Consider the following 2734-nt stretch of genomic DNA (forward strand, 5'->3'; position numbering starts at 1 on the left):
GGGTGGCCCCGGGGGTGGGCGTCTTCCGGTTGGAGGCGCTGGGCTTCGGGGTGCCCGAGGTCGCCGGGCCGTGGGAGCCGCGCGGCGAGGACGACGAGGGCCGCTGCGGCAGCGGCGAACCCTGGAGGCTGTTGGACGGCGGGGGCGGGGTGCCGGGCGCCTCGGCGACCCGGGAGGAGCGGACGGCCCCGCCCAGCATCGACCCGGTGAGCAGGGAGATCCCGATGAGCACCGTGGCCATGACCATGCCCCGGCGCAGCACGCGCCGCCGCAGCGCCCAGAGCTCGGCGCGCGGCCCGAGCCGCCGCCAGGCCTCCCCGGCGAGCCGGCCGTCGACGGAGTAGAAGGGCGCCCCGGCGATCACCAGGGGGCTCCAGGCGGCCAGGTAGATGATGTCGGGCGCGCCGTAGACCGGGGTGGACCGCCAGCTGACCGTGACCAGAAGGATCACGGAGAGCAGCACGCCGACGGCGGCGGCGACCCGCTGCCAGAGGCCGAAGATGGTGAGGACGCCGATGACGACCTGCGCGAAGGCGACGCTCAGGCCGGCGCCGACGGGGTGGGCGAGGGCCAGGGCGCGCAGGGGCTCGGCGACGGCCCAGGGGTGGAGCTGGTGGAGCCATTCGACCAGGGAGCCGCGCTTGCCGCCGTCGAAGTAGACGGGGTCGCAGAGCTTGTTCATCCCGCCGTAGACGGAGATGAGGCCGAGGAAGACCCGGAGGGGCAGGAGGACGACGCCGAGGTTCATCCGGCGCCCGGGGTAGTAGGCGTGCCGGACGGAGTCGCCCTGGCGGCCGCGCCGGAACTCGTCCTCGTCGGCGTCCTGCTCGTCGGCGAAGTCGTCGGGATCGCCGTAGTGGGCGGCGTCCTCGTCGTAGGCGCTGTGGGTGGGGCGCATACCGCGCAGGAGCTGGGTCGGCGGTCCGCCGTGCTCCTCGGCGGGCACGCGCGGGGCGATCACGGTGGCCGGGGCGTCGTCGACGCTGACGCGCGGCAGCACCTGGGTGACGCCCGCGTCCCCGCCGCCGGCCGTGGGCAGCGGGCCGGTGAGGCCGCCGGAGTCGCGGACGGCCTGGAGGAGCTGGGTGGAGGCGGAGTCTCCCGGCCCGGTCCGCCCGCTCCACACCACGGGGGCGCGCCGCTTGGCCCCGGCGCTCTTGGCGGCGGGGATCCGCGCCGTGTCCACTCCCCCGGCGAACTGCCGGGCTGCGCGTGGGGGCCGGGCGAGCTGCACCCGGAAGCTCAGATGGTTGACGATGACCTGCGCGGGGTCGGACGGGACCTTCACCGTACTCAGCGCGGGCTGGTCGTCGTACCCGGAAGAGCTTCCCCCCGTAGGTGTGCGGGGTGTTCTGGTGTCCACACTCATCTAACCGAGTGACCGGAGGTTAGGACACTGCCTTGACCGGTTGGATGTGTCCAGGACCCGTCAATATCTTCAGCCAGAACGTCTACGGCACGTCCATGGCACGTCTATGACAGAACGCGCGGGCGGCCGGGGAGGAAGCACCTCCCCGGCCGCCCGCGCGTTCCGATCGGTCCGGCGCGTCAGGCGCGGCGGCGCGACGCCTCGTAGAGCACGACGCCCGCCGCGACACCGGCGTTCAGCGACTCGGCGCCGCCCGGCATGGGGATGCGCACGCGGAAGTCGCAGGTCTCGCCGACGAGGCGGGAGAGGCCCTTGCCCTCGCTGCCGACGACGATGACGACCGGGCCCTCCAGGGCGTCCAGCTCGTGGAGCTCGGTGTCGCCGTCCGCCGCGAGGCCGACGACCATCAGGCCCTCCTTCTGGTACGCCTCGAGCATCCGCGTCATGTTGGTGGCGCGGGCGACGGGCGTCCGGGCGGCGGTGCCGGCGGAGGTCTTCCAGGCGCTGGCGGTCATGCCGGCCGCGCGGCGCTCGGGGACGACCACGCCGTGGCCGCCGAAGGCGGACACGGAGCGGACGACGGCGCCGAGGTTGCGCGGGTCGGTGATGCCGTCGAGGGCGACGATCAGCGGGTCCTCGCCGTTGTCGGCGGCGTACGCCGTCAGGTCCTCGGGGTGGGCGTAGTCGTACGGGGGCACCGACAGGACCAGGCCCTGGTGGTTCAGGCCGTTCGTCATGCGGTCCAGCTCCGGACGCGGGGCCTCCATGAGGTTGAGGCCCTTCTCCGTGGCGAGCTGGATGGCCTCGCGCACGCGCTCGTCGCTGTCGACGAACTGCTGGACGTAGAGCGTCTTCGCGGGCACGCCCTCGCGCAGCGCCTCGACGACCGAGTTACGGCCGACGACGAGCTCGTTGGTGCCCTTGGGGCCGCCGCGGCGCGGGGCCGGGCGGCGGGCCGCCGCCTGCTTGGCCTGGGCGTTGGCGACACGGTTCTTCTTGTGTCCCTTGCGCATGGACGCGGGCGGGGTCGGGCCCTTGCCCTCCAGGCCCCGGCGCCGCTGGCCGCCGCTGCCGACCGTCGCGCCCTTCTTGTTGGACGTGCGACGGTTCCTGCGCTGGCTGTTGCCGGCCATGGGGTCACCTATCTCTTTACTGCTCAGAACCGCATGGGACGCGGCTCAGTAGACGTGCGTACGAAAAGTGTCCCTCAGGACAGGGACCAGCGGGGACCCGACGGGGTGTCCTCGATGGCGAGGCCGGACTGCTGGAGCTGGTCGCGGATGGTGTCGGCGGTGGCGTAGTCCTTGCGGGCCCGGGCGTTCTCACGCTGTTCCAGGACCATCCTGACCAGCGAGTCCACCACCC

General features: G+C 73.4%; 2 protein-coding genes and 1 pseudogene. All 3 read right to left on the reverse strand.

Annotated elements, in window-relative coordinates:
* The coding region (locus tag K6I33_RS34085; RefSeq protein WP_229358676.1) for a DoxX family protein at nucleotides 1-1369 on the reverse strand (1369 nt) is incomplete at its 3' end.
* A gap of 179 nt (nucleotides 1370-1548) precedes the next feature.
* The gene (gene rlmB, locus K6I33_RS34090; RefSeq protein ID WP_229358677.1) at nucleotides 1549-2502 is read right to left on the reverse strand and encodes a 23S rRNA (guanosine(2251)-2'-O)-methyltransferase RlmB; all 954 of its coding nucleotides are present in this window, start codon (nucleotides 2500-2502) and stop codon (nucleotides 1549-1551) included.
* A 74-nt stretch (nucleotides 2503-2576) separates the two neighbouring features.
* Nucleotides 2577-2734, reverse strand: a pseudogene (locus tag K6I33_RS34095) (cysteine--tRNA ligase); the annotation flags it as partial.

Origin of the sequence: Streptomyces sp. UNOB3_S3 (genome assembly GCF_020740895.1) — a bacterium.
Lineage (GTDB): Bacteria > Actinomycetota > Actinomycetes > Streptomycetales > Streptomycetaceae > Streptomyces.

Coding starts and splice junctions, on each gene's coding strand:
- rlmB (WP_229358677.1), bottom strand. CDS start 2,502: ATGGCCGGCAACAGCCAGCGCAGGAACCGTCGCACGTCCAACAAGAAG.